21 protein-coding genes are annotated in these 24081 nt (G+C 75.0%); 9 read left to right on the top strand and 12 right to left on the bottom strand.

Annotated elements, in window-relative coordinates:
• Nucleotides 1–69: 69 nt before the first annotated feature.
• Nucleotides 70–1257, top strand: a complete 1188-nt coding sequence (locus ACIQBJ_RS02650; protein WP_400702241.1) for a helix-turn-helix domain-containing protein — start codon at nt 70–72, stop codon at nt 1255–1257.
• A gap of 400 nt (nt 1258–1657) precedes the next feature.
• Nucleotides 1658–1924, top strand: coding sequence for a hypothetical protein (locus ACIQBJ_RS02645; RefSeq protein ID WP_400702238.1), 267 nt, complete (start codon nt 1658–1660; stop codon nt 1922–1924).
• A gap of 481 nt (nt 1925–2405) precedes the next feature.
• Here the strand turns inward: ACIQBJ_RS02645 and ACIQBJ_RS02640 are convergent, their stop codons facing one another.
• Together ACIQBJ_RS02640 and ACIQBJ_RS02635 are read right to left on the bottom strand one after the other, a co-directional pair.
• Entirely contained in the window at nt 2406–3593 is a 1188-nt protein-coding gene (locus ACIQBJ_RS02640; protein WP_400702235.1) for an NADH:flavin oxidoreductase, read from the bottom strand.
• Nucleotides 3594–3805: 212 nt separating this feature from the next.
• A complete protein-coding gene (locus ACIQBJ_RS02635; RefSeq protein ID WP_400702232.1) occupies nt 3806–5017 on the bottom strand; it encodes an alpha/beta hydrolase family protein in 1212 nt (403 codons plus the stop codon).
• Nucleotides 5018–5375: 358 nt separating this feature from the next.
• Here ACIQBJ_RS02635 and ACIQBJ_RS02630 point away from each other — a divergent pair, with 358 nt between their 5' ends.
• The gene (locus ACIQBJ_RS02630; RefSeq protein ID WP_400702229.1) at nt 5376–7925 is read left to right on the top strand and encodes a hypothetical protein; all 2550 of its coding nucleotides are present in this window, start codon (nt 5376–5378) and stop codon (nt 7923–7925) included.
• Nucleotides 7926–8047: 122 nt separating this feature from the next.
• Here the strand turns inward: ACIQBJ_RS02630 and ACIQBJ_RS02625 are convergent, their stop codons facing one another.
• Nucleotides 8048–8689, bottom strand: coding sequence for a carbonic anhydrase (locus tag ACIQBJ_RS02625; protein ID WP_400702226.1), 642 nt, complete (start codon nt 8687–8689; stop codon nt 8048–8050).
• A gap of 242 nt (nt 8690–8931) precedes the next feature.
• On the opposite strand from ACIQBJ_RS02625, the gene ACIQBJ_RS02620 reads away from it, so the two are divergent.
• Nucleotides 8932–9612, top strand: coding sequence for an HAD family hydrolase (locus ACIQBJ_RS02620; protein ID WP_400702223.1), 681 nt, complete (start codon nt 8932–8934; stop codon nt 9610–9612).
• On the opposite strand, the gene ACIQBJ_RS02615 is transcribed toward ACIQBJ_RS02620, so the two are convergent.
• Nucleotides 9594–10757: a hypothetical protein gene (locus ACIQBJ_RS02615; RefSeq protein WP_400702220.1), complete on the bottom strand. Its 1164-nt coding sequence runs from the start codon at nt 10755–10757 to the stop codon at nt 9594–9596. The genes ACIQBJ_RS02620 and ACIQBJ_RS02615 overlap by 19 nt on opposite strands.
• A 216-nt stretch (nt 10758–10973) precedes the next feature.
• Here ACIQBJ_RS02615 and ACIQBJ_RS02610 point away from each other — a divergent pair, with 216 nt between their 5' ends.
• Together ACIQBJ_RS02610 and ACIQBJ_RS02605 are read left to right on the top strand one after the other, a co-directional pair.
• Complete coding sequence (locus ACIQBJ_RS02610) at nt 10974–11873, top strand: class I SAM-dependent methyltransferase (RefSeq protein WP_400703459.1); 900 nt, start codon at nt 10974–10976, stop codon at nt 11871–11873.
• Nucleotides 11874–12025: 152 nt separating this feature from the next.
• On the top strand, nt 12026–12796 hold the full coding sequence (locus ACIQBJ_RS02605; protein ID WP_400702217.1) for a VOC family protein: 771 nt from the start codon (nt 12026–12028) through the stop codon (nt 12794–12796).
• A gap of 12 nt (nt 12797–12808) precedes the next feature.
• Here ACIQBJ_RS02605 and ACIQBJ_RS02600 read toward each other — a convergent pair whose 3' ends face one another.
• From ACIQBJ_RS02600 to ACIQBJ_RS02580, 5 genes are all read right to left on the bottom strand, one after another.
• Nucleotides 12809–13498, bottom strand: coding sequence for a YoaK family protein (locus tag ACIQBJ_RS02600; RefSeq protein ID WP_400702215.1), 690 nt, complete (start codon nt 13496–13498; stop codon nt 12809–12811).
• A gap of 141 nt (nt 13499–13639) precedes the next feature.
• Nucleotides 13640–14146 (bottom strand): hypothetical protein, encoded by a 507-nt coding sequence (locus ACIQBJ_RS02595; RefSeq protein WP_400702212.1) that lies wholly within the window; start codon nt 14144–14146, stop codon nt 13640–13642.
• A 250-nt stretch (nt 14147–14396) separates the two neighbouring features.
• A complete protein-coding gene (locus ACIQBJ_RS02590; RefSeq protein ID WP_400702209.1) occupies nt 14397–15374 on the bottom strand; it encodes an alpha/beta fold hydrolase in 978 nt (325 codons plus the stop codon).
• A 153-nt stretch (nt 15375–15527) separates the two neighbouring features.
• The gene (locus ACIQBJ_RS02585) at nt 15528–15830 is read right to left on the bottom strand and encodes a cupin domain-containing protein (RefSeq protein WP_400702206.1); all 303 of its coding nucleotides are present in this window, start codon (nt 15828–15830) and stop codon (nt 15528–15530) included.
• A gap of 69 nt (nt 15831–15899) precedes the next feature.
• Nucleotides 15900–17375, bottom strand: coding sequence for an FAD-dependent monooxygenase (locus tag ACIQBJ_RS02580; protein WP_400702203.1), 1476 nt, complete (start codon nt 17373–17375; stop codon nt 15900–15902).
• A 378-nt stretch (nt 17376–17753) separates the two neighbouring features.
• Between ACIQBJ_RS02580 and ACIQBJ_RS02575 the strand changes: the two genes are divergently transcribed.
• Nucleotides 17754–18263: a hypothetical protein gene (locus ACIQBJ_RS02575; protein ID WP_400702200.1), complete on the top strand. Its 510-nt coding sequence runs from the start codon at nt 17754–17756 to the stop codon at nt 18261–18263.
• A 260-nt stretch (nt 18264–18523) separates the two neighbouring features.
• Nucleotides 18524–20017, top strand: coding sequence for a SulP family inorganic anion transporter (locus ACIQBJ_RS02570; RefSeq protein WP_400702197.1), 1494 nt, complete (start codon nt 18524–18526; stop codon nt 20015–20017).
• A 160-nt stretch (nt 20018–20177) separates the two neighbouring features.
• Here ACIQBJ_RS02570 and ACIQBJ_RS02565 read toward each other — a convergent pair whose 3' ends face one another.
• The 3 genes from ACIQBJ_RS02565 to ACIQBJ_RS02555 all read right to left on the bottom strand — a co-directional run bounded on the left by ACIQBJ_RS02565 (nt 20178) and on the right by ACIQBJ_RS02555 (nt 22255).
• A complete protein-coding gene (locus ACIQBJ_RS02565; RefSeq protein WP_400702194.1) occupies nt 20178–20750 on the bottom strand; it encodes a dihydrofolate reductase family protein in 573 nt (190 codons plus the stop codon).
• Nucleotides 20751–20816: 66 nt separating this feature from the next.
• Nucleotides 20817–21593 (bottom strand): SRPBCC domain-containing protein, encoded by a 777-nt coding sequence (locus tag ACIQBJ_RS02560; RefSeq protein WP_400702191.1) that lies wholly within the window; start codon nt 21591–21593, stop codon nt 20817–20819.
• Between the two features lie 2 nt (nt 21594–21595).
• Nucleotides 21596–22255, bottom strand: a complete 660-nt coding sequence (locus ACIQBJ_RS02555) for an ArsR/SmtB family transcription factor (RefSeq protein WP_400702188.1) — start codon at nt 22253–22255, stop codon at nt 21596–21598.
• Between the two features lie 601 nt (nt 22256–22856).
• Between ACIQBJ_RS02555 and ACIQBJ_RS02550 the strand changes: the two genes are divergently transcribed.
• Nucleotides 22857–24065, top strand: coding sequence for a hypothetical protein (locus ACIQBJ_RS02550; protein ID WP_400702185.1), 1209 nt, complete (start codon nt 22857–22859; stop codon nt 24063–24065).
• The last annotated feature ends 16 nt before the right edge of the window (nt 24066–24081 follow it).

Genomic DNA, 24081 nt, shown 5'->3' with positions numbered 1-24081 from the left:
GACGAACCGCCCTGCCGCACAGCAGCAGGGCGGTACCGTTCCGAGTGGTCGCACGGAACGGAGTCCAGTATGCGCGGAACCAGCGCTGCCCACCTCGGGTACCGCGTAGCCGCCGCACGCGCAGCAGCCGGTGGCCTGACCCGAGCCGAGGTCGCCGACCGGTCCGGGGTCTCGGTCAGCATGATCCGCCAGGTCGAGGGCGGCACCCGCAACCCCAGCGACGTCGTTCTGACCGCTCTCGCCCGCGCGCTGCACACCACGCCCGAGCACCTGCTCGGCGGCCCCGGGCGCACGAACTCCCGCGTGCACCGGGCGATCCCCGCGCTGCAGGCCGCGATCGCCTCCTACGATCTGCCCGAGGACGGCCCGGTCCGGCCGCTGCACGAACTCACGGCAGTGGTGGAGGAGATGACGCAGGCTCGCGTCAACTCGCAGTACAGCATGCTCGCGGAGGCCATCGCGCCCCTGCTGGAGGAGTTGTTCCGCGCCGTCGATCGGACGACCGGCGCAGAGCGGCACCGCGCTGCGCACCTGCTCGCGCTGGCCCTCCGGTCCGCCGACGCCGCGGCCTACAAATACGGCTACCGCGACCTGTCCGCCCGCCTGGTCGAGCTGATGCGCTGGGCCGCAGGCATCACCGAGGACCCTGCGCTCGCCGCCGCAGCCGCCTACGTCCGCACCGAGACGTTCTTCGCCACCGGGCAGCTCGCCACCGGACTGCGCGCCCTGCAGCAGGCCACCGACCGCATGCCGCCGCCCGTCACTGTGCTGCTGGCCGCTGCCGAGGCCGCCCTGCACATGCGGGCCGCCGTCGTCGCCGGCCGCGCCGGAGACCCGGATGCCGCCCGCCTGCACCTGGCCGAGGCCGAGCGGCTGGCCCGCGACGTGCCGGAGCGCCTGTACGACGGCACCGCGGTCGGCCTTGCCTCGGTCCGCATCCATCAGCTGGCGGTGGCCGTCGAGCTGGCCGATCCCGCAGGCCTGAACCGGGCGGTGGCGGAGGCCGGCCGGTGGGCGCCACCCCGGGACCTCCCGGCGGAACGCCGTTCGCACTACTACATCGACCTCGGGCGCGCGCAGGGGGCGCTCGGCCGCCCGGGCCACGCCCGGGACTCTCTGCTGGTGGCCCGGCAGATCGCCCCGCAACATGTCCGCGAGCACGGCCAGGTCCGCACCGAGCTGGCCACCCTGGTGCGGCTCAGCAGGGGCCGCGACGCCGAGCTGCTGGCGATGGCCCGCTGGGCGCAGGCCGTCTGACGACGAGTGACACAGGCTGTGTCACTTTCGGTGGTTCCGGCCGGGGATCGTGGAGGACGTGACAGCGACACCCTCTGACCAGGGCATCAGCCCTGCGCGCCTCCACGGAGAGGCATGCCTCGTCTGCGGCTCGACCGAGCCCCCGCTCCACCCCGACGGCACCATCACCGTCCCCGGCGAACACGGCGTGGTGCACGACTTCGACACTGTGGTGTGCACGCGGGATCTGGAGGTCGGCCATGGCCGGTAGCCCCTCCCCGCGCCCAGCGCACGACGCCGTCCCGTACCGGCCGTGCACCCGGTGCAGCCGCTGTGTCTCCGGCACCGGCCGCGACCAAGACCCGACCGCGACCGACTGCTGGGACGACTACCTCACCGCCGCCACCACCCGGCGGCCAGCATGAGCAGCCCGTTCGAGGTCGGGGTGTTCGAGACCGCATCGACCTTCGCCACCCGCATCGGCGCCGAGGTCGCCATACGGCACCTGGACTGCGGGTGCTACCGCCTGGCCGCGCCCGCCAGCCCCGACTCCTTGGCGGACTGCCGGGCTGTGCAGGATCTCGCGAGCACCGCCACGGCGCTGATCGCCCGCACCAGGGCGGACGGCAGCGGGCACGTCGAGACGACACTCCACCACCCGGACTGCCGAGTGGGGAGGTCGGTGTGAGCGAGCAGCAGACCGAGGTGTACCGGGCCGTGATGGTGCGGACCGGCTCGGACGGCAGGCCCCGCTGGGGCGTTCAGCGCCCGGGCGCGGGCGGCCTGCTGACGGCCGGGGCCGGATCGAGGAGTGCGTGCGGGAGGAGCAACCCCCGCGCTCGCGGGGATCGCTCCCTCGCCACTGCCTCCATGGCGATGCAGACCTTCTCAGTCCCGCGCTCGCGGGGCTCGTCGTCGTGACTGCTGATCCAGAGCTGGCTTTGCAATCGGGGGATCGTTGCGGAAGGGAGGCGCGATGGTGTTGTCACGAGGTCCGGATGCTGACGTGACGTCAGCCGGAGTCCGTAGAGGGTCGGGGTCTTCGAAGAGCTGAGGGCCACCGCCGGCGCTTCGGCAGGGTCCGCGCCTGCTTCGAGACGCGGCGGTGCACCCCGGGGCCTCCTGCGCCCGGTGGCGCGACCTGATCGCCGCGCCCCGGGGGAGGGGGGTCAGCTGAGGGTGCGGGCGGCGGTGGCTTCGTAGGGGAGGAGGTCGGTGAAGCGGCCGGCGAGGACCTTGGCGGCCCAGTGCGGGTCCTGGAGGAGGGCGCGGCCGACGGCGACCAGGTCGAACTCGTCGCGCTCCAGGCGGTCGAGGAGGTTGTCGAGGCTGCCGACCGGGGCGCCCTCGCCGGCGAAGGCGCGGATGAAGTCGCCGTCCAGGCCGACCGAGCCGACGGTGATGGTGGGCAGGCCGGTGAGCTTGCGGGTCCAGCCGGCCAGGTTGAGGTCGGAGCCGTCGAACTCGGGGAGCCAGTAGCGGCGGGTCGAGGCGTGGAAGGCGTCGACGCCGGCCGCGGCGAGCGGGGCCAGCACCGCCTCCAGTTCCTGCGGGCTCTCCGCCAGGCGGGCGTCGTAGTTGTCGGACTTCCACTGCGAGTAGCGGAAGATCACCGGGAAGTCGGGGGAGACGGCCGCGCGGACCGCCGCGACCAGTTCGGCGGTGAACCTGGTCCGCGCCACCGGGTCGCCGCCGTACCCGTCGGTGCGCCGGTTGGTGCCCGCCCACAGGAACTGGTCGAGCAGGTAGCCGTGCGCGCCGTGCAGTTCGACGCCGTCGAAGCCGATCCGCTCGGCCGCCGCCGCGGCCTCGGCGAACGCGCCGATCACCGCGTCCAGGTCGCTCCGGGTCATCGCCCGGCCGGTCCCCTCGGCGCCGTTCAGCCGGATGCCGGACGGCCCGATCGCCGGGGCGTCCGCGAACGGCGGTTCGCCCTGCTTGCGGACCATGCCGATGTGCCACAGCTGCGGCACGATGGTGCCGCCCGCCGCGTGCACGTCCTCGGCGACCTTCGCCCAGCCCGCCAACTGCTCCTCGCCGTGGAAGCGCGGCACCCGGTCGCTCTGCCCGGCCGACTCGTGCCCGACGTAGGTGCCCTCGGTGACGATCAGGCCGACGCCCGCGGCGGCCCGCCGGGCGTAGTACGAGCGGACGTCCTCGCCCGGCACGCCGCCCGGCGAGAACATCCGCGTCATCGGGGCCATCACGATCCGGTTGGGCACCGTCAGCCCGTTGATCGCGACCGGCCGGGACAGCAGCCCGGCCGCGCGGTCGGCGGCGGGCGCTCCGGTGACGGACGCCTCGGCGGTGGACGGTGCGGCGGCCTCGGTGGGGACGGTGGGACCGGTGGCGGTCATGGGTGCTCCTCGCGGTCGGGTGCCGGTGGCCGCCCGGACGGTGCGGGGCCGCCGGGCGCGGGACGGTCGCCCGTGCCCAACCGCCCCAACCGTCCCGGTGGCCCCCGCATTTCGCCGACCCGGCGCGCACCGCTGTGATCCGCGCCACTGCGCGCGCCTTCGGGGCGCCCGGCGGGCTCGGCGGGCTCGGCGGGCCCCGGGGCGTTCCCCCGTCACGGGTGGAAGAGCATCTCCGGGTCGGCGGCGGTCGGCCCGTCGAGGAGCGGCTGCGGGACGCCCTTCAGTTGGAGGTCGAAGAAGGCGGCCACGTACCGGCGGGTGAGCTGGATGCCGCGTTCGGCGCCGACGGTGGTGCCGGGCGGGCTCGGGACGCCGAACTTCTCGGTGAACAGCGGGTTGTCGGTGAAGGTGCCGTGGTCGGAGCCGGCCATGGTCAGCCAGCGCTTCCAGCCGTCCAGCCGGGGCCAGGCGCCGGTCCAGCTCGGGTCCTCGTCGCCGTCGCCGAGCGGGTGCCCGATCATCAGGAACGGCTTGTGGCCGAGGCCGGTGGCGGGCACGGGGTAGTCCATCGTGCCGTCGAGGTCGACCCCGGCCCTGATCCGGTCGTCGGTGAGCAGTGCGGGCACGGCCGCCGCGCCGCCGGCGGAGTGGCCGCCGGTGCCGATCCGGTCGCGGTCGATCAGCCGGGAGTAGTGCCAGGCGGCGGGCCCGTGCCCGGTGAGCCGGTCGACGACGAAGGAGATGTCGGTGGCCCGGCTCGCGTCCAGGGCCTGCCACTGCTCCTGGGTGGTCAGGGTGTGGCACACCGGGCAGGTGGTGGTGTGCCCGTCCGGGAAGGTCGTCCCGGTGTTCTCGTAGGTGTGGTCGACCAGCGCGACGACGTAGCCGAGGCTGGTCAAGTCCTCGGCCAGGCTGGTCAGTTCGGTGCGCGGCATGGTGAAGCCGGGGGAGAGCACGACCAGCGGGTAGCGGCCCGGCCGCGGGCGGGCGTCGCTGCGGGACCAGGTGGTGGCCCCCGAGACGGCCTCGGTGGGGACGGTGTTGCCGGGCAGCTTGTCGTCCAGCAGCAGCCGGGCCGCCTCGGGCGTCATGTACGGGGCCGGGCCGCCGGTGCCCGGCCGGGCCGGGTAGAAGACCGACACCATCAGCTGGCGCGGCCCGGCCGCGGGCACCCACGGGTCGGTCCGGTCCTGGTCCACCAGGTGCAGGATCTCCCGCCCGACCGCGAACGGCCCGGTGGGGCGCGGCAGTTCGACGTGCAGCCCGGCCGGAGCGGTGGGGGCGGCAGCGGCGGAGGCCGGGACGGCGGTGACGGCGGCGGGGGAGGGCGCGGGCGCGGCCAGGGCGGGCGCGGCGGCGGCGAAGGAGAGCGGCAGGGCGAGCAGCAGCGCGGCTGCCGCGGCGGTGCGGCGGAGTCCGGTCATGTTTCGCAGATTAGGTCGTTCGTACGGGACTTGACGTCCCGTCGGAGGTTTAGGGGATGTCACCGAGCGCGGGTCGGGAAAGGGTCGCGATCCCCTAAGGGGCGGGGCGCGGCGGGTGGCGGTGAGGGGGAGGGGCGGTTGGTCGGGAGGATGAGCGGGTGTCGAAGCGGAGTTCGAGCACTCCGAGTGCCCCGGGGCATACGGTCGGACAAGTCGGAGAAGATGGCGAATCATATTCGTTCACGATGCGACCAATACGAAAAAGTGAGTCCGGCTCGTACTTACCGCACCTTTACCCTGATCGACGGTCCGGCCTGACGACCCGTCAGGACGGCAGCCGATCAGAGGTGGAGAACCAGTGCTGAGAAGCCCGCGTCCCCCCAAGCCGATCCCCCTCCGGAACCGCCGCCCGCTGCGCGCCGCCACGGCCGCCGCCGTCACCTCCGCGCTCCTGCTGCTGGGCCTGGGGAGCACCGCCCCCGGCGCGGGCGCCGCCCCCGCCGACGCCGCCGGGACGTCCGCACTGGTGAAGACCGTGCAGAACGCCACCCACCCGGGCGCCGCCACCGCCGACCACGGCGACACCCTGAACTGGGCCGTCACCTACCGCAGCGGCAGCACCGGCGACACCGCCGGGCCCGCCGTCGTCACCGACCCGATCACCGGCGCCGGCACCTCCCAGACGTACGTGCCCGGCTCGCTCCGGGTGCCGCCCGGGTGGACGCCGTCCTGGTCGACCGACGGCAGCACCTTCGGCGCCACCGACACCGGCACCGCGACCACCGCCGTCCGGGCCGAGAACCCGGTCCTGCGGGGCGTCGGCACCGGCGTCACCCCGCTGCTGCTCGCCCCCGTCCAGCCCACCGCGCAGTCCACCGGCGGCGACGGGTTCACCCCGATCCTGCACCGGACGGCCACCGGCGAGATCCAGTCCTGGAACATCTACCACCACGCCGGACGCACCGCCCCGCAGGTGGTCTGCCTCAGCCTGACGGCCGGACAGCCCTGCACCGGCGGCCCCTGGCCGCGCCCGCTGAACACCGCCGCCGGCCCGCTCGGCACCGGCGCCACCGGCGACATCGGCAGCCCGCTCACCCCGCAGTACGTGTTCGACCCCGCGCACCCGAACCAGGTGCTGTACCCCGGCGTCACCGCCACCGCCGTCGGCGTCGGCTGCCTCGACCTCGACGCCCAGGCGAACTGCGGCTTCACCGCCCTCGCCGCCACCGGCGGCTCGCCCAGCAGCGCCAACAGCCTCGGCGGCCTGGTCCGCTCCGGCGACAACCTGTACGGCGTCGCCACCGACGGCCGGACGCTCTGCCTGGCCCTCGCCACCCGCACCCCCTGCGCCGGGCAGCCCTACGCGCCCGTCGTCCCCGCCAACCACGACCTGCCGAGCACCCCCACCGCGCTCTACCTGGGCGCGCTCACCGCCGTCGGCGACAAGGTCTTCGCCTCCAGCTCGCCGCAGACGGGCGGCTCCACCGTCCCCGGGCCGCCCGCGCTCGGCTGCTTCGACACCGCCACGCTCACCGCCTGCGCGGGCTGGAGCGCCCCGCGCCCCGTCGCGCCGAGCGCCGGCTACTACACCTACAACGCCTACACCGCGTACGACACCGCCGGACACCCCGACGGCGTCTGCGCCAGCACCGTCGGCGGCGCCAACGTCCTGACCAGCTGCTACGGCCTGGACGGCTCCGCGCACGCCGCGCCCGGCACCCTCGGCGCGCTGGCCGGCAACGTGCTGACCTTCAACCCCGAGACCGTCACCACCGACAGCGGCACCCGCAGCTACTTCCCCGCCTGGGGCGGCAGCGTGGCCGGCGCCACCGTCTGCCACGACTGGACCGCCAACGCCCCCTGCGCGGGCTTCCCGCTCCCGGCCGGGCACCCGAACGCCAACGGCGGCGCCACCCGCGACTACGGCTACAGCTACGACTCCACCACCCGCTGCCTGATCGGCCTCGGCGACGGCGGCGTGCTGTTCTCGCTCGACCCCGCCACCGGCGCCAGCCCGTGCGTGCACAGCGGCGCCTCCGTCACCCTCAAGCCCGGCGACTTCTACTGCGACGGCGCGAGCGGCCACGTCCAGGGCTACGACAAGGTCCGGCTGACCGACATCGACCTCTCGCACGTCGTCCTGTCGGCGTCCCGGGTCCTGGTCACCGACCCCGACGGCACGCCCGTCGCCGCCCCCGCGCTCGGCGCGGACGGCACCGTCGACCTGTCCGGCATCTCCGTCACCGCGCACCCCGCGCTCACCGTCACCGCGCAGCTCGTGCTGAACACCTCCGCGGACTTCGCCGACGGCCACCACCCCACCCTGGTCGTCGAGTACCGGGGCGACGGGCCGCAGATCTGCTTCCGCACCACCGTCGCGGCCGCCTGCACCGCCACCGCCGTCACCAACACCGCCAACGGCAGCGACACCACCGGCGCCCTCACCTCCAACACCGTCACCACCGCCGTCGCGCCCGGCACCGGCTGCCAGCCCCAGGTCACCGTCGAGAAGGAGATCTGCGGCTCCGCGAACTCCCACGACTGCCTGCCCGGCGGACCCGGCCCCTGGGCCAAGACCAGCCCCGTCGGCCTGCTGGGCCTGCTCGGCACCGCGCACTGGCGGATCACCGTCAGCAACGCCGGACCGGTCGACGCCGCGTCCGTCACCGTCAACGACCCGAGCACGCCCGCCTGCCGGCAGGCCGCCGGCACCTTCGCCCTCGCGGCCGGCACCAGCCGCGCCGTGTACTGCGACTCCCTGCTGCTGGCGCTCCCGCTGAAGAACACCGCCTCCGCGAGCTTCGTCGCCGCGAACGCGCCCGCCGGCACCACCCCCACCACCAGCGCCCCGTCCGCGGCGGTCGCCTGCTCCCTGCTCTGCATCCTGGCGGTGCCCGGCAAGGACTGACCCCCGCCCCGTCCCCGACACGCAGGACGCCCCGCCCCGAGCAGTTCCGGGGCGGGGCGTTCCGTGACGGTGTCGGCGACGGTGTCCGTGACGGTGGGAGGGAGGACGGGGAGGGAGGAGGGTCAGGCGGCGGCCGGGGCGGCGGCGTCGAGGCCGCGGGTGGTGACCAGCTGGGCGGTGCCGTCGACCAGGCGGTAGGAGAGGCCCACGACCGCGGCGCGGCCCGCCGAGACGGCGTCGGCGAGGATGTGCGAACGCTCCAGCATCAGGGTGGTGGTGTGCCGGATGTGCTCGTCGATGAAGTCCGAGTTGTCGGTGTAGCCGGCGGCGTTCGCGGCCAGCACGCTCGGGGTGACCCGCTCTATGACGTCGCGGACGAAGCCCTCGCCCGAGGTGCCGGCGGCGACGGCCTCGCGGGTCGCGCCGACCGCGCCGCAGGAGTCGTGCCCGAGGACGATCACCAGCGGCGTGCCCAGCACGGCCACGCCGTACTCGATGCTGCCCAGCACCTCGGGGCCGAGCACGTGGCCGGCGGTGCGGACCACGAACAGGTCGCCGAGGCCCTGGTCGAAGATGATCTCGGCGGCGAGGCGGGAGTCGGAGCAGCCGAACAGGACCGCGAACGGGGCCTGGGACGGAGCGGTCTGGGCGCGGCGGGCGGCGTCCTGGTTCGGGTGGGCGGGGGAACCGGCGACGAACCTGCCGTTGCCCGCAAGCAGCGTCTCGAAGGCGGCCCGGGGAGTGAGGTGCGTGGCGTCAGTCATGTTCGCAGACTATGTCCCCGACCTCGGGCAGGTCTCGCCCGGGCCACGAGCTGGACCGATTCCCACCGGTCCCAAAGCATGATCAATCGGGTGATCACGGCCGCGATTGTCCGGATAACGGCGCTATGGCGGCGATAATCACGGCCGATCGGCGCGGATCGTGCGGATACCATCGCACCCGGCCGGTCGCGGGCCGGGGGAGCGGGCCGGGGGAGCGGGAGCGGAACGGGAGGGGCAAAGGGATGGGGAACGGGGCGGGTGCGGACGGCGGCGGTGCGGCGGCGGTCCTGTTCGACGTCGACGGGGTCCTGATCGACTCCCTCGCCGCCTACCGCCGGATCTGGGACGCCTGGTCCGCCCGGCACGCCCTCGACCCCGAGCGCGTCTGGCGGCGCACCTTCGGCCGCCGCCCCGAGGACACCGTCCGCGACGTCGCCCCCGCCCTCGACCCCGCCGCCGAACGCCGCACCCTGAACGCGCTGATGCGCGACCAGGGCGACGCCTTCCCGCCGATGCCCGGCGCCCGCGCCCTGCTCACCGCGCTGCGCCCCGGCAGTTGGGCACTGGTCACCTCCGGCAGCCGGGGCCCGGTGCACCGCCGCTTCGCCCTCGGCGGCCTGCCGCTGCCCGCGGTGCAGGTCTACGGCGAGGACGTCGCGGAGGCCAAGCCGCACCCCGCCCCCTACCTGCTCGCCGCCCGCCGCCTCGGCGTCGCCCCCGAACGCTGCCTGGTGGTCGAGGACGCCCCCGCCGGCGTCACGGCCGGTGCCGCCGCCGGCTGCACCGTCATCGGCCTGACCGGCGCCCACCCCGCCCACGGGCTGCCCGGGGCCGCGCACTTCGTCGCCTCGCTCGCCGAACTTGCGCCGTACGTCAGCAAATTGACGGTCGGTCAGGAAAGGCTTCAGGAGCGGGAGGTGTAGCGGTCGGCGGCGAAGGCGCGCAGCGCCGCCGGGACGCCCTGCCCCTGCTCGGGCAGCCGGTCCAGGCGGATCAGCCCGTACCCGCGGTGCCCGTCGCTGAGGAACGGGGCGGTGAGCGGCAGATCGGCGCCGGGTGCGGCGTACACCGTCAGGAACGGGCGCCGGTCCAGGCTGTCGGGGAGCGGCGCGGTGGTCACCGCGCCCAGGTCCGTCCAGCGCAGGAACACCTCCTCGCCGCCCGGCTCGCGCAGTCCGATCCCGTCCGGGCCGATCCGCAGCCGCAGCGGACGGCGCCAGCGCCGCCCCGCCCGGAAGCTCAACCGGCCGAACAGCAGCGCGAGCAGCGCCCAGAGGACGTACAGCGCCTCCGGCCCGGGCGGCGCGCCGCGCAGGTGACCGACCAGGAACGGGGCGAGGGACGCCGCGGTGGCGGCCAGCAGGAGCAGCAGCCGGGCCAGGTTCCCGTCCTCGACGGTGAACCGGCGCTCCGCGCCGCCCAGGTGCGGGTCGTAGCGGTCGCGCGGCCCCGGCGGGAGCACGCTCCGCGGCGCGCTCTCGAACCGGTGGCCGGCGAACTCGTGCAGGGCGCCGACGAGTTCGGCGAGCGACTGGTCGAGGTCCGCGCAGTTGACCAGGGTGAGTTCGTCGGCCGTCCCGGTGGTGCCGCCGCCGCTCGGGGCGGTCGGGGCGGTCGGCCACGGGAGCGGGCGGCTCCTGCGGGGGGTCGCGTTCGCCGGGCCGCCGGGGCCGCGGAGGTCGCGGGGGCCGCCGGGGCGGTCCGGGTCGGCCTCCGGGGTGAGCCGCAGCACCAGGCGGGGCGGCCGGACGGACGTCTCGGGCTCCTCGGCGGACCGCTCCCGGTAGCGCAGGGCGATCGACTCGACCGCGTCCCAGGGCAGCCGGACGTCGGGCAGGCCCACCCCGTACTCGTCCAGCCGCAGTCGGAACGGCCTGCGCAGGCGGCGCAGTTCGTGGATGCCCAGCAGGAGGACGACGACGCAGAAACCGAGCGCGAACAGGGCGGTGCCGCGCAGTTCGTCCCCCGCCGTGAGCGCCCACGCCGTACTGCCGGCGATGCCCGGTACCGACCAGCCGATCTGGCGCCGGCCACGCTGCCGGATGCGCCCGCTGATGGTGAACTCCACTGTCCTGCCGTTCTGTTGGTCACCGAATGGTCCGCGTTCGAAGTGTGAGGGAATCCTGTCCGAAGCGGGGGTCGAACGGGCCTTCGGCGGCCGGGGTGTGGCCCGACCGTGACGAAGTCGAAGCGTCCGGTCCACATCGGCGAAACCCTTGGTGCCGATGGGGAGTTGAGTGGAGGCGAAGTGAAGGCCGAGCGGACGGAAGGACGGCCGGACGGAATGGTCGAGGCGGTCGAGGGCTGGGAGTGGGACGAGACGCTGTTCGCCGGGGCCGCCGAGCACTACGCGCGCGGACGGCTGCCGTACGCCCCCGGCCTGGCCGCGGCGATCGGCGCCGCGCTGCGACTCGACGGCACGGGGCGGCTGTTGGACGTCGGGTGCGGGCCGGGGACGGTCGTGCTGGGGACTGCGGGCGCGTCGTCCGGGTTGGTGGGGTGGTTCGGTGCGGCGGTCGGGGTCGATCCGGACGCCGGGATGATCGGTGCGGCGGTGCGGGCGGCGGCCCGGGCCGGGGTGGCCGGGAAGACCCGGTGGGAGTGCCTGCGGGCCGAGCAACTGCCGGGCGGTCTGGGCACGTTCGACGTGGTGGTGCTCGCCCAGTCGTTCCACTGGACGGACCGGCCGCGGGTGGCGTCGACCGTCCGCGGCATGCTCCGCCCGGGCGGGGCGCTCGTGCACGTCGCGGATCGCAAGGACGGGACGGGCGGGACGGGCGGGGCCGGTGGTGCGGACGGGCGGGACGGACTGCCGGCCCCCGCCGTGCCGCAGGACGGGATCGCCCGCCTGGTACGGGAGTTCCTCGGCCCGCTCCGGCGTGCCGGGCGGGGCGTGCTGCGGCACGGCACCCCCGGCGGCGAGGCGGAGATCCTCGCCGCGGCGGGCTTCCGGGGCCCGCAGCGGCTGCTCGTCCCCGGCGGGCGGGTGCTGGGACGGGACGAGGACGACGTGGTCGCCGAAGTCCTCTCGATGTCCTTCTCGGCACCGCACCTGTTCGGCACCCGGCTCCCGGAATTCGAGTCCCGCCTGCGCGCCCTGCTCCGGGAGACCTCCCCGGACGGCCGCTTCGCGGTCCGGCAGCCCCACACCGAGGTGGTGATCTGGCGGCCCGACGGCACCTGACGCGGTGGCCCGTTGGAGGCACCAACAGGAGTGACGGGGTGTCAGCAGGTGGAGCGGAAGCGGCCGCCGACCCGCCGGGAACATGCCGGTTCGCCGTGGAGCGCGACGGTGGGGCGGGCGGCGCGGGCGGGGCGGGTTCTAGGATCGCGGGTATGGCTCTGCGACCCGCTCACCTGAACATCAAGGCGCGCGACCATGCGGCGGTCGGCCGGTTCTGGGCGGGGGCCCTGGGGTGGCGGGCATACCCCGCCGGGGCGACCACCTATGTGGGGCCGGAGGGCGGGCCGGTCTGGCCGGACCCGGAGATGTTGGGCATCGACGTGGTGCCCGTGCCGGGGATGAAGACGGCCGTCAAGAACCGGACCCACCTCGACCTGGCCACCACCTCGGCCGGGCACCGGGCCGAACTGGTCGACCGGCTGCGGGAGTCGGGCGCCACCCCGGTCGACGTCGGGCAGGGCGAGGTGCCGTGGACGGTGCTCGCCGACCCGGAGGGCAACGAGTTCTGTGTGCTGGAACCCCGGGACGTCTACCGCGACACCGGGCCGGTCGCCGCCGTCGTGGTCGACTGCGAGGACCCCCGGGTGATGGCCCGGTTCTGGGGTGCGGCCACCGGCTGGACGGTGCACCGGGTGACCGGTGACTTCGCCGCGCTGCGCTCCGCCGCCGGTACCGGCCCCTACCTGGAGTTCCTGCGCGTCCCGCGCCCGGCCGGGGCGCCGACCGCGCCTGACCGCGTCCACCTCGACCTGCTCCCGGCGGGGGCAGGGGCGGGGGCGGGGGACGTGCGGGCGGCCGAGGCGGCACGGCTGCGGGCGCTCGGGGCCGTCGACCTCGACCTCGGGCAGGGCGACGTCCCGTGGACGGTGCTCGCCGACCCCGAGGGGCACGAGTTCTGCGTGCTCGCCCCGCACCCGCACTGACGGGCCGTCGGTTCAGGCCCCGCGGTGGACGGCGAGGGCGGCGGCGGTGAGGGCGGCCGCCGCGACCAGGGCCCAGGCGGCCTGGCCGTGCAGGACCAGGACCGCGCCCGGGACGACGCCCGCCAGCATGGTGAGGGCCGACAGGAGGCGGCGGCGCAGGCGCGGCGAACGGGGGCCGGGCGCGGCGGCGTCGGCGGCCAGGCCGGTGAGCGTCATGGTCAGCACGGTGGTGGTCAGGTCCGGGACGCCCAGGCTGCGGACGGTCGCGTTGCGGATGCCCATCGCCAGGGCCAGCAGCCCGATCACGGTGTACTGGACGTCGCCCGCGGTGCCCGCCGCGAACACCGTGCCCGCCGCCGCCAGGTGCAGGACGACCTCCACCACCAGGGCCGTCCGCAGCCGCCCCGGGCAGAGCCGTCCGGCCAGCGCCGCGCCCAGCAGGAACGCGGCCAGCGAGACGACCGACCCGAGCACCGAGAAGCCGGGCGCGCCCGCCAGCGCGAACCCGACCACGACCACGTTGCCCGTCATGTTGGCGGCGAACACGTGCCCGAGCCCGAGGTAGCTGACGGCGTCGACGACCCCGCTCACCACCGTCAGCCCGAACAGCGCCAGCACCAGCGGGTCGCTGTCCGGGAGGTCGCTCGCGGCCGCGGACGGCGGTGGGGGAGAGGCGGAGGCGGAGGGGGAGGGCGGGGACAACAGGGGTTCCTTCCGTGACCGGTCCGCCGGGCTGGCGGTCCCTCAGTAGTCTGGCCCACCCCCTCCCCGCCGCCGGGACGCACCCCGCCGCCGGGACGCACCCCGCTGGCGGGTCGGCCCCGGCGGCGGGGCGGATGCGGGTCAGCAGCGGTCGGGGAAGCGGCGCGCGAAATCGGTCTGCGGGGCGAGCGCCGGGCCGGCCGCCGGGGAAGGGCAGACCGGGCGTCCGGCCGCGGGTGGCAGGCCGATGGCGTGCCGGGCCTGGGCCAGGGCGGAGATCCAGTCGCCGGTGAAGCGGATCGCCCGGTCGTCGATGTACACCGCCGCGCCCAGCTTCTTGTTCGTCACCAGCAGCGAATCGCCCTGCCAGTACGCGCGCTCCGGGTCCTCGTCGACCAGCGTCTCCAGGCCCGAGTGCTCGCGCAGCCACCCGGCCACCGCCGGGTGGTAGCAGCGCGGACGGGCCGTCATGATGAACACCGACCGGACCTTGTTGAGCGCGTGCAGCGACTCCATCGCCCCCGGGATCGGCTTGCCGTAGATCCGGCCGTCCTGCCAGCCGTCGTCGTGCGCGACCAGGGTCTGGTCGAAGTCGATGCCGACGGCGTGCGAGGCGGGCGAGGCGGGGTCGAGCGGAACGACCGTCATGGACGTGTCCCCTTCCGGGACGGGCGCACCCCGGCGGGGTGGCGCGAACGGGACCGGCTGCTCACCGGTTCGAAGGAGATGAGTCCCACCGGCCCGTCCGCTTACCGCGTTCTCGCACCCAAAGTGATCGATCCACTCCGAAGGGTGACGCCCCGTTGCTCCGCCGGGTCGCCGACCTGCCCCCCGGGCCACCGGTCTGACGCCGGGTCACCGACCTGACGGCAGGCCGCCGGCCTGGCGCCGGGGCGGTTCAGTCGTCGAGCCGGGCCAGGAAGTCCAGCAGGGCCGCGTTCACCTCGGCCGGGCGCTCCTGCTGCGTCCAGTGGCCGGTGTCGGGGAGGCGGACGTGGTCGTGCAGCCGGGGCAGCCGGCCCAGCAGGTGGGACAGCGCCCCGGGCGGGAGCATCGCGTGCACCAGGTCCTGCTCGCCCGCCACGTACAGCGCCGGGACCTCGACCGTCCGGCCGGTGAAAGGCGCCAGCAGTTCGGCGTTCCGGTTCAGGTTGCGGTACCAGTTGAGGCCGCCCGTGAACGCGCGCTCCCCGTGCCGGGCGTAGTCGGCGGCGAACGCGTCGAGGTCCTCCTCGGTCAGCCAGTCCGGCAGCCGCTCGGGCTCGGGGAGGGTGTCGATCAGCCGCCCGCCCGCGGGGACCACCCACGGCCGCGGCACGCCGTCGGGCTGCCTGCCGGACAGGATGCGCCGCAGGCTGGACCGCACGTCGGCCGCCAACTCGGCGTCCGCCCGGCCCGGTTCCTGGAAGTAGACCTGGTAGAAGCCCTCCCCGAACGACTCCCGCAGGGCCTGCAGCGGCGGCGGCCCGCCCACCGGCAGCGGCGGCACGCTCAGCCCCGCCACCCCGCGCACCAGGTCCGGCCGCAGCGCCGCCGTCGTCCAGGCGACGGGTGCGCCCCAGTCGTGCCCGACCACCACCGCCCGCTCCGCGCCCAGCGCCCCGATCAGCGCCGTCACGTCACCCACCAGGTGCAGCAGGGTGTACGCGTCGACCGCCGCCGGCTGCGCACTGCGGGCGTAGCCGCGCTGGTCCGGCGCGACCACCCGGTACCCGGCCTCGGCCAGCGGACCGAACTGGTGCCGCCACGAGTACCAGCTCTCCGGGAAGCCGTGCAGCAGCAGGACCAGCGGCCCCTCGCCCTGCTCGGCCAGGTGCAGCCGCACCCCGTTCACCTCGACCTCGCTGTGCTTGACGCTCTTCACGCTGTCGCTCAACTCCGGCTCCCCGTAAGGTCGGCGGGCCCCAGGCCCCTTCACGGTCACCGGAACGCCCGCACCGGGGGCGGGAGTTCCGGGTTCCGGTTCCGGCGCTTCCCGCGGCGGTCGCGGTCGCGGTCGCGGGCGGTGGGCGGTGGGGCGGCGGGGCGGTCAGTCCTCCGTGGTGACGAGGAGCAGGGTGCCGCCGCTCCCCGCCGCCACCGCGTGCGGCACCCCCGCCGGGACCACGTACAGCTCCCCCCGACGCACCGTCACCGGCTCGCCGGCCACCACCAGTTCCAGCCTGCCGTCCAGCACCAGCAGCGCCTCGGCCTCGGCGTGCGCCTCCTCCACCACCGGCAGCTCGTCCATCCGCAGCACCTTCAGCCGGGCGTCACCGAACCGCCCCAGCAGTCGGGAACGCCAGGTCTGCGGCAACTCGGCCGCCGTCTCGAACACGTTGATCGGGCTCATGGCCGAGGACGCTACCCACCGCGCGCCGCCCGTTGGTCGACCGTTCGGCAAAATCTCCCGGCGAAGGCGTCAGGCGTCAGGCGTCAGGCGTCGGGCGGGAGCGGGGGCGGGAGCGCCGAACCAGCGCTCCAGGGCGGTGGCCGCCTCCGCCGCGTCCTCGCCCAGCCAGGCGACGTGGCCGTCCGGGCGGAGCAGCACCGCCGGGGCGTCCAACTCCGGGACGTCGGCGTGCAGGACGTCGACCCGGTCCGTCCACCCCTCGGCGGAGAGCTTGCCCGTCCGGTCCAGCAGCAGGCCGCGCCCCGCGTGCAGGCGCTCGTACAGCCGGGAGCCGTCCGGCGCGCCGGGGACCGGCCCGAGCGGCAGGTCGCGCAGGCGGCGCCCGAGCAACTCCGGGCCGGGGCCGAAGTCGTAGCGCACGTCCACCGCCGTGATCATGCCGGTGATGTGGCGGTTGACGTCCGGGAACTCCATCAGCCGGGCGAACAGCTCGCGCAGCGCCACCGCGCCCGGCGACGTCCCGAGCAGGGTGAACTGTGCCCGGGTGTTGGCCAGCACCGCCGCCCCCACCGGGTGGCGCTCCGCCTGGTAGCTGTCCAGCAGCCCCGCCGGGGCCCACCCCGCCACCTCGGCCGCCAGCTTCCACCCCAGGTTGAACGCGTCCTGCACCCCGAGGTTCAGGCCCTGGCCGCCCGTCGGCGGATGGATGTGCGCCGCATCGCCCGCCAGCAGCACCCGGCCGACCCGGTAGCGCTCCGCCTGGCGCGTCGCATCACCGAACCGCGACAGCCAGCGCGGCGAGTGCACCCCGAAATCGGTGCCCGCCACCGCCCGCAGCCGGGCCCGGAACTCCTCCAGCGTCGGCGCCGCCCGGTCCTCCGACACCCCCTCCGCCGGAACGATCACCCGGTACACGCCGTCGCCCTCCGGATGCAGCCCGAACCGCAGCTCCGTCCGCCGGACCTCCGCCACCACCTCGGCGATCCGCTCCGGAGCCTCCGTCGCCGCCAACTGCCCCAGCAACGTCTCCGCCGTCGCCGGCTCGCCCGGGAAGGCCACGCCCGCCAGCTTGCGCACCGTGCTGCGCCCGCCGTCGCACCCCACCACCCAGCGCGCCCGCAGCCGCGAGCCGTCCGCCAGTTCGACCTCCGCGCCCTCCTCGTCCTGGGCCAGGCCCACCACCTCGCAGCCGCGCAGGACCTCCGCGCCCAACTCCCCGGCCCGCTCCAGCAGCAACTGCTCCGTCACCGGCTGCGGCGTGGCCAGCCCGTACGGGTGCGCGGTGTCCATCCCCGCCGGCCACTCCTTCGCGACACCCGCGAACAGCCCGCCGACCCGGAACTCCCGACTCACCGCCCGGAACCGCTCCAGCAGCCCGCGCTGATCCATCACCTCCACGCTGCGCGCGTGCAGGCCCTGCCCCCGGGACTCCCCAGTGGGTGCCGTCAGCCGTTCGAGAACCACCACCTCCACCCCGTGCAGCCGCAGCTCGCACGCCAGCATCAACCCCGTCGGCCCGCCGCCGACCACGATCACGTCGATCATCAACTCTCCCGTACCGCCCGGCAAGTGATTTTCCGTCGGTTTTCCGTATCTGTCAGGCCAATCGGACTTCTCGTCCATCCCCGTACCGAGCGGACATTCTGCTGCACCCCCGGGTCCTTGCGGCAAGCCCCCCGCCGCGCGCTACCTTGGAAGTGGCGGGACGGCGGGACGGCAGCGGGACGGGCGCCGGGGGCGCGGTGGGCGCCGGGCGGGTCGGCGAGTCGGTCCGGGCATGCCCCGTGCGCGGTGCGCGCGCGGCCGGGAACTGGACAAAAGCTGGCCGATAACGCTGCGTACACCTGTCGGCAACACACCCGACGTGACGGCCCGGATACGATGACACGACGTCAGTTCCGCTGCGGCCGGGGGAGGTTGGGCATGCGCCGCGTCACGCTGCTGCTCGGCCTGCTGCTGTCCTTGCTGCTCGTCGGCCCCACCCCCGGCCAGGCCGTCGGAGTGCCGGGGCCGGGCTCGCGGGGCGCGACGGCCGCTTCCGCGACCGTCCACGGCCTCGCGCCGACGGGCTCCCCGACCCTTCCCGCCCCGGCCCCGGTCACTCCGGGTGGCCACGGCGAAGGCCCGGAACACCCGGAAGGCCCCGGCGGTACTCCCGTCGGCGGTCGCGGTTCCGGGCGCCCGGGCGGCGGCGGTGGGGCCGGGGGCGGCGTCGCGGAGGAGGAGCACGTCGCCGCGGTGCGCGGGCGGCGGGTCTGCCCCGCCGCCACCGCCACCCCGCAGCCCCGCGGGAACGACCGGTGCCCCATCCGTCCGGCGGTGCGCCGGTTCGGGCCGGCCGTCCGCCCGGCGGCTCCGGCCGGTTCGCCCGGCGGCTCCTGTCCGGCGGCCGGACCGCGCGGCCCCGCCGACCTCCAGGTGTTCCGCTGCTGAGCCACGTCCCCGCCCGCCCGTCGCCCGCCCGTCCGCTCGCCGGGGCCTGAACGCCCACCGCCTCCGAGCGCCGACCTCCGACCCCTGTCGGAACCCGATCCCCGGAGCGCCCGCGCTCCGCCGGACGCCGGACCGCCCGAACCCGACGCACCGTCCACAGGACGCGAGCGGCGCCGGACGGCGGTACCGGGCGCCGCACCGGGCTGCTGCCTGCCCGGAACCCACGGAAGTCCCCGTCACGACGAGTCCGAGGACCCGCCATGCCCTGGAACACCACCGCGCTGCGCAGCGCGCTGCGCACCGACCTGCCCGCCTCGATCACCGTCTTCCTGGTCGCCGTGCCGCTCTGCGTCGGCGTCTCCGTCGCCTCCGGCGCACCCGCCGAACTCGGCCTGGTCACCGGCATCGTCGGCGGCCTGGTCGCCGGCGCCCTGCCCGGCAGCAGCCTGCAGGTCAGCGGCCCCGCCGCCGGCCTGACCGTGCTGGTCCACTCCGCCGTCACCACCTACGGCCTGCCCGCGCTGGGCGTCATCGTGCTGGTGGCCGGCCTGCTGCAGATCCTCCTCGGCGTGCTGCGGCTCGGCCGCTGGTTCCGCGCCGTCTCCTCCGCCGTCGTGGAGGGGATGCTCGCCGGCATCGGGATCGTCCTGATCGCCTCCCAGGCGTACGTGCTGCTGGCCCGGAAAGCCAACGGGAAAGCGCTTGCCGACCTGGCCGGGCTGCCCGCCGCCGCCGTCCGCGCGCTCGGAACCGGCCCCGGCGCGGCCTCGTTCGCGGTCGGCGCGGGCGTGATCGCCGTCCTGGCGCTGTGGAAGCGCGCGCCGCGCCGCCTCGCCCTGCTGCCCGGCCCGCTGGTCGCCGTGGTGCTCGCCGCGGCCGCCGTCCGGCTGCTGCACCTGCCCGTGCCGACGGTCGGCGTCGGCGGCCTGCTCGGGGCCCTGCAGCCGCCCGGCGCCGAGCAGTTCGGGCTGCTCGGCCGGGTCGAGATCTGGGGCGCGATCCTGGCGTTCGCGCTGATCGCCTCCGCCGAGAGCCTGTTCAGCGCCTCCGCCGTCGACCACATGCACGCCGGGCCGCGCACCTCCTACAACCGCGAACTCGTCGCGCAGGGCGTCGGCAACACCGTCGCGGGCGCGCTCGGCGCGCTCCCGATGACCGCCGTGATCGTCCGCAGCGCCGCCAACGTCCAGGCCGGGGCCCGCACCAAGGCGTCCCGCGTCCTGCACGGGCTGTGGCTGCTGCTGTTCACCCTCGCGCTGCCCGGCCTGCTCGAACTGGTCCCGCTGGCCGCGCTGGCCGGTCTGCTGGTGCACGCCGGGGCCAAGCTCGTCGCGCCCCGCGAACGCCTGCGGCTGTGGCGCGCGGACCGGTCCGAGGCGCTGGTGCTGCTCGCCACCACCGTCGGCATCGTCACCACCAACCTGCTGGAGGGCGTGGTCATCGGCCTGGTCGCCGCGCTCGCCAAGACAGCCTGGGACGTCACGCACATCCGCCTGCACGTCGAGCAGACCCCCGAGGCCACCGTGGTCCGGGTGCACGGCAACGCGACCTTCCTCAAACTCCCCACCCTGGTCGACCGGTTGGAGGAGGTCTCGCCCACCGGCCCCGTGGAGCTCGACCTCTCCGCGCTCACCCACCTCGACGCCGCCTGCCGACAGGCCCTGACCGCCTGGGCCGAGCAGCACCGCCGCCGCGGCCTGGCGGTGACCGTCACCCCCGTCGCGGCCCGGCCCGAACTGGCCCGCACCCCCTGACGGTCCGTCGGCAGCGGTGCCGGCGCCGGTACCGGTACCCGTACTGACGCCGGTGCCGCGGACGCCGCCGCCCGGCCGAGCCCTGTACGTGCGACAGGTCGGCCGGGCGGCGGCGTCCGCGGTGGCGCTCGCGGTGGCGTCCGGCGGGGCGGGGCGGGTGTCAGCGGACGACGTCGAAGACGTTCTTCTGGATGCCGTTCGCGTAGACGGCCGACTCCACCAGCTTCAGGTGCTGGGTGTCCTTGTCGGTGCCGCTGAACAGGCGCTTGCCCGCGCCCAGCAGCAGCGGGAACACCAGCAGGTGGTAGCGGTCGATCAGGCCCGCGTCGGACAGCGCGTGGTTCAGCTCCACGCTGCCGTGCACGAGGATCGGTCCGCCCTCGGTCTGCTTCAGCGCCGCCACCTCGTCCAGCGAGCGCAGGATCGTGGTCGGCCCCCAGTCGGAGACCAGGCCGTCCTCGCCGAGCGTGGTCGACACCACGTACTTGGGCAGCTCCTTGTAGCGGGCGAACTCCGCCATGCCCGGCCACACCTGGCTGAACGCCGCGTAGCTGACCCGGCCCAGCAGCATCGCCCCGGCCTCCTCCTGCTCCTGCCCCTTGAGTTCGAAAGCCTCCGGGACGAACTCGATGTCCTTGAACGTCCAGCCCGCGTTCCGGTAGCCCGGCTCGCCACCCGGCGCCTCCATCACGCCGTCGAGGGAGACGAAGGCGGTGCTGATCAACGTGCGCATCTCTGGTACCTCGTTCTGTGCGGTGGCGGCGTCGAGCTGGTGAAGTGAAAGGGCGGGGAAGGGAGTTCAGGCGGCGAGCAGGTCGGACAGCCAGCGCTGCCAGGCCGTTTCGGTGGCGCCGGCCCGGTCGTCGGTCGGGTCGTCGGTCGGGGCAGCGGACAGGTCGTCGAACAGGTGGTGGAACAGCAGCACCACGCCCGGCGGGTGCAGGAAGGTGAACAGCCCGTCGGCGGTGCGGACTTCGTAGCGCTCGCCGTCGGACCACACCAACTCGCCGTCCAACGGCGGGAGTCCGGCAAGGTCGGCGCGCACCCGGGCCCCGGCGGGCGGGTCGGCGGGCAGGCCGAGCGCGGCCGTCAGCGCCGCCCGGACCTCGCCCGCGGGACGCCCGGGCACCGGCTGCACGGCGAACACCGGAACGCCCCGGCGGCCCGCGAAGTGCGTCACGTACTCGCGCAGCGTGTGCAGGTGGAACGGCCAGCCGCTGCGCAGCGCGTCGTACTCGTCCTGCCAGTCGTCGCCGAGCATGCCGCTGTGCACCGCCCGCAGCACCGTGCTCCCGCCGTCGCGGCCCTCGATCAGGTACTCGAAGGCCATGAAGCGGCCGTCGGGGGCCGGGTCCGTCCGGAAGGCGAAGCGCTTGCCGGGCTCGTACGCCGTGACCGTCGAGGTCTCCAGGTGGCCGCCGGTCTCCATCGAGGCCGTCCCGCCGACCCGGGGCTCCACCGCGTTGCGGCCCATGAACCACGAGTCGATGCCGGGGCCGGTGGCGATCGCCTCCCACACCTGCTCCGGGTCGGCGGGCAGCGCCAACTCGAATTCCAGCTCGAAGGGGTGAGGCACGGTCAGTTCTCCTGGGTCGGCGCGGATGAGGGGGAGGGGGAGGGGGGCTGGGACGCGTCGGGCGGGCCGGGGGGACCGGCGGGGGCGGTCGGTACCTGGTGCAGGCCGACCACCAGGCGGTGGGTCCGGCCCTGCGGCGCGGACTCGTCGTGGTAGCGGGCCACCAGGGCGGTGACCGCCTGCGCCAACTCCTCGGCGAACGCGGCCCGGTCGGCCGCCGAGGCGAACCGCACCTGGGCGTCGATCCCGAACGAGGCCACCCGTTGGCCCGCCCGGGCCGCGCCCGTCAGCATCGTGCCGACCTCCTGGACCAGGCGGGAGCCGAGGGCCAGCAGCCAGCGGGCCGAGAGCTGGTCCGGCGAGCGCGCCGGATCGGGGCTGACCGCGGACAGTGCGGTCGGCGAGATCACGTACGACTGCGCCGTGGCCCGGTAGACCCGCTCCGTCACGTTGCCCTTGCGGCGCTCCTCGACCAGTTCCACCAGGCCGTGCCGCTCCAACTCCTTCAGGTGGTAGTTGACCTTCTGCCTCGGCAGGCCCAGGCGGGAGGCCAGCATGGCGGCCGAGCCGGGCTCGGCCAGGGCGGCGAGGAGGCCGGCTCGCATCGGGTCCAGCGAGGCCTCGGCCGCTGCGGCGTCTTCGATCACTGCTACGTCCAGCACGCCTCCAGAGTCACACCGACAAATTTTTTTGTCAAGGAAGGAAATGCTGTCGGCCCGGCCGGTTCGGGATGATGGTGAACCAGGATGGATGGACAGAAAGACTCACGGATTTTTCAGTTTATTCATTGGCCTCGAAGTGCTCGGCGGGACGGCATGGCCGGTGGCCTGCGCTTCCTTCTGGAAGGCGTGAGCCGACCCGGGCTGAGAGCTTCCGCCTCTCTTGACACGGTCACCACACGTTCATCACTCTTGGCTCGTCGTCACCGCTGGTGTGAATACTGAGCCGATCGGCATTCATCTCAGCTAATGGCGTCGCCGAGGAACAGCTACCGAAGGAGGTGTGTGCGATGAAGAAGATCGTCGTCCGCAAGGCCGGCCCGGTTCGCCTGACCAGCGCGGCCCGTGCGCTGTACCTGCCGTGGTCCTGCGTGGTGCAGAACTGATCCATCCCCCCCGGATCGGGGGGCCCGGTGCCGGTCGGCCGTGAGGTCCGGCCGGCACCGCTCCGCCCGGGGCCGCTCCACCCGGTAGTTCCGCCCGGGGACGGCTCCACCCGGCACCGCTCCGCCCGATCAGCCGCCGACCTCACGCAGGAGGAGCCGTGCACTCCGCCACGGACAGCAGCGCCGCCCCCGGCCCGGGCCTCGACCTGGACCGGCCGCTGACGCTCCGTCGGCTCGTCTACCTGCCGGAGGCCGACGAGGTCACCATCGGCAGCCCGGAGACCGACACCTACGCCGTCTTCCCCGCCGACGGCGCCGAACTGGTCCGGATGCTCGCCGAGGGCCTCACGCCCCGCGAGGCCGCCGCCCGGTACCAGGACGCGCACGGCGAGAGCGTCGACATCGCCGACCTGGTCGACGTCCTCGTGGACCTCGAACTGGTGCGCCCCACCGGGGAGTCCGAGGCCGCCGGGCAGTCCGCGCCGGTGCGCTGGCAGCGGCTCGGCCGACTGGTCTTCAGCCCGCCCGCCCTCGTCGGCTACGCCCTCCTGACCGCCCTCGCGGCGGCCGAGATGATCCGGGTGCCCGCCCTCGTCCCCCGGGTCGACAACCTGTTCTTCAGCTCGTCCTACACCCTCGTGGTGCTGATGCTGTTCGTCGGCCAGGTCCCGCTGCTCGCCCTGCACGAAGCCTTCCACGCCCTGGCCGGCCGCCGGCTCGGCCTGCGCTCCCGGCTCTCCGTCGGCCGCCGCCTGGTCTACCTGGTCCTGGAGACCTCCCTCGACGGACTGGTCGGCGTCCCGCGCCGCAAGCGCTACCTGCCGATCATGGCCGGCATGCTCGCCGACACCCTGGTGATCGCCGTCCTCACCCTGGTCGCCGACGCGACCCGGTCCGGCAGCGCGCTGGTCGCCGAACTCTGCCTCGCGATGGCCTACGCCACGGTGCTGCGCCTCGCCTGGCAGGGGTTCTTCTACCTGCGGACCGACCTCTACGTCCTGCTCAGCACCGTCCTGGGCTGCGTGGACCTGCACGCCGCCGCGACCGACGTCCTGCGCAACGCCCTCCGCCGGGCCACCGGCCGGAGCCCGCTGGACCTCTCCGCCCACCACCCGGTCGACCGGCGGACCGCCCGCTGGTACGCCTGGCTGATGCTGGCCGGCTACGCGTTCACCCTCACCATGTTCGCCGGGGTCGTCGTGCCGACGGCCTACCGGATGCTGCACGACATGTGGCTGCGCCTGACCGGCCAGGCCTCGCTGGCCGGCCGGCTCGACTCGCTCGCCCTGATGCTGCTCAGCCTCGCGCAGACCGCCGCCGTGCTCGTGCTCGCCGCCCGCGAGCGCCGGGCCGCCCGGACGGCCTGACCCCCGCCCGCCTCCA

Origin of the sequence: Kitasatospora sp. NPDC088391, from assembly GCF_044753345.1 — a bacterium.
Classification (GTDB): domain Bacteria; phylum Actinomycetota; class Actinomycetes; order Streptomycetales; family Streptomycetaceae; genus Kitasatospora.
Note: the sequence above shows the minus strand (reverse complement) of the source record. Positions and strands in the feature narration are given on the sequence as shown.

Excerpts from the sequence above, each read along its gene's own strand:
- ACIQBJ_RS02650 (WP_400702241.1), top strand. The coding sequence starts at position 70 with ATGCGCGGAACCAGCGCTGCCCACCTCGGGTACCGCGTAGCCGCCGCA.
- ACIQBJ_RS02645 (WP_400702238.1), top strand. The coding sequence starts at position 1,658 with ATGAGCAGCCCGTTCGAGGTCGGGGTGTTCGAGACCGCATCGACCTTC.
- ACIQBJ_RS02640 (WP_400702235.1), bottom strand. The coding sequence starts at position 3,593 with ATGACCGCCACCGGTCCCACCGTCCCCACCGAGGCCGCCGCACCGTCC.
- ACIQBJ_RS02635 (WP_400702232.1), bottom strand. The coding sequence starts at position 5,017 with ATGACCGGACTCCGCCGCACCGCCGCGGCAGCCGCGCTGCTGCTCGCC.
- ACIQBJ_RS02625 (WP_400702226.1), bottom strand. The coding sequence starts at position 8,689 with ATGACTGACGCCACGCACCTCACTCCCCGGGCCGCCTTCGAGACGCTG.
- ACIQBJ_RS02620 (WP_400702223.1), top strand. The coding sequence starts at position 8,932 with ATGGGGAACGGGGCGGGTGCGGACGGCGGCGGTGCGGCGGCGGTCCTG.
- ACIQBJ_RS02610 (WP_400703459.1), top strand. The coding sequence starts at position 10,974 with ATGGTCGAGGCGGTCGAGGGCTGGGAGTGGGACGAGACGCTGTTCGCC.
- ACIQBJ_RS02605 (WP_400702217.1), top strand. The coding sequence starts at position 12,026 with ATGGCTCTGCGACCCGCTCACCTGAACATCAAGGCGCGCGACCATGCG.
- ACIQBJ_RS02595 (WP_400702212.1), bottom strand. The coding sequence starts at position 14,146 with ATGACGGTCGTTCCGCTCGACCCCGCCTCGCCCGCCTCGCACGCCGTC.
- ACIQBJ_RS02585 (WP_400702206.1), bottom strand. The coding sequence starts at position 15,830 with ATGAGCCCGATCAACGTGTTCGAGACGGCGGCCGAGTTGCCGCAGACC.
- ACIQBJ_RS02580 (WP_400702203.1), bottom strand. The coding sequence starts at position 17,375 with ATGATCGACGTGATCGTGGTCGGCGGCGGGCCGACGGGGTTGATGCTG.
- ACIQBJ_RS02575 (WP_400702200.1), top strand. The coding sequence starts at position 17,754 with ATGCGCCGCGTCACGCTGCTGCTCGGCCTGCTGCTGTCCTTGCTGCTC.
- ACIQBJ_RS02570 (WP_400702197.1), top strand. The coding sequence starts at position 18,524 with ATGCCCTGGAACACCACCGCGCTGCGCAGCGCGCTGCGCACCGACCTG.
- ACIQBJ_RS02565 (WP_400702194.1), bottom strand. The coding sequence starts at position 20,750 with ATGCGCACGTTGATCAGCACCGCCTTCGTCTCCCTCGACGGCGTGATG.